General features: G+C 43.7%; 1 protein-coding gene. It reads right to left on the bottom strand.

Features of this window, described 5'->3' with window-relative positions:
* Nucleotides 1-158: 158 nt before the first annotated feature.
* A complete protein-coding gene (gene hemF, locus PX636_RS16425) occupies nucleotides 159-1,181 on the bottom strand; it encodes an oxygen-dependent coproporphyrinogen oxidase (protein ID WP_288117868.1) in 1,023 nt (340 codons plus the stop codon).
* Between the last annotated feature and the right edge of the window lie 207 nt (nucleotides 1,182-1,388).

Here is a 1,388-nt window from a genome sequence, read left to right as displayed (position 1 = left end):
TGGGAATTATGAATTATGAATTATGAATTATGAATTGGGAAGTATTTTCAGTGAACAGTAATCAGTGAAAAGAAATTAGCGAAGTTTTCACCTAACACTGTCCACTTAAAACTATAATCTGATAACTGATAACTGATAACTGATAACTGATAACTGATTTAACCTTGCCAATTAACCCAATCTTGGGGTTTTAGGAAGACATCATAGAGTTTTGCTTCTGGGGTGTTTGGTGCAGGTTGATAACAGTATTCCCAACGGACTAAAGGAGGTAAAGACATCAAAATCGACTCGGTACGACCGTTAGTTTGCAGCCCAAAAATTGTGCCACGATCATAAACTAAATTAAATTCTACATAACGACCGCGACGATAGAGTTGAAACTGACGTTCTCTGTCACCGTATTCCGTCGAGCGCCGTTTCTGGACAATGGGAACATAAGCGGGTAGAAAAGCCCAGCCACAGTCATTAATGAAACTAAAAATTTCTTCCCAGTTGCGGGGTTGTTGGGGAGATAATTTTTCTGAATAGATAGCGGCATCACTTTCGGCAAAAGGACCACGATAGAGAGGGTCTAAACCGTCTTGGTAATCAAAGAAAATCCCGCCGATGCCTCTGGCTTCCTGACGATGATTGAGATAAAAATATTCATCACACCAGCGTTTAAAAACGGGATAATATTCGGGATGATGTTGGTCGCAAACCTGTTTAAAAGTGCGATGAAAATGACTAGCATCTTCTTCAAACCCATAGTAGGGAGTTAAATCGGCACCACCGCCAAACCACCAAACCGGACCTGCTTCAAAATAGCGATAATTGAGGTGAACCGTGGGAATATAAGGATTGTGAGGATGCAAGACCATCGAGGTTCCCGTGGCATAAAATTGATGACCGGCAGCCTCGGGCCGTTGTTTGGCAATGCTAGGAGGTAATTCTTTCCCCCAAACTTCCGAAAAATTCACCCCTGCTTGTTCAAAAATTGCCCCTTCCCGCAAAACTCGCGAACGTCCGCCGCCACCTTCGGGCCGTTGCCAACTATCTTCGATAAATTTTGCTTGTCCATCCACTTCTTCTAATCCCTGACAAATTTCATCCTGTAGGGATTTCATAAATTCACTGACGCGGCTACGGCTGTCACTGGCGGGCAAATTGGCAAGGGTGGGGGTTGTGGTGAATGCAGTCATACTCAAGGATCAAAGTTGATAACTCAGTGATTATATTACTACTGGGTGATGAAACGGCCGCTCTTCGATACTTAACTTAACATTTAGACGGATTGGGGGTGGGGAAGTGGGGAAGTGGGGGAGTGGGGAAGCGGGGAGAATAAATAAAAATAATCTCCTGACGACCGGCTCCTGAATTTCGCCAGAATTAGTCTCAATCAGGTTTTT

Origin of the sequence: Microcystis sp. M53598_WE2, assembly GCF_030067735.1 — a bacterium.
GTDB lineage: Bacteria > Cyanobacteriota > Cyanobacteriia > Cyanobacteriales > Microcystaceae > Microcystis > Microcystis aeruginosa.
The sequence above is the reverse complement of the archived record's forward strand: the minus strand, read 5'-3'. Positions and strand labels throughout refer to the sequence as shown.

Excerpts from the sequence above, each read along its gene's own strand:
- hemF (WP_288117868.1), bottom strand. The coding sequence starts at position 1,181 with ATGACTGCATTCACCACAACCCCCACCCTTGCCAATTTGCCCGCCAGT.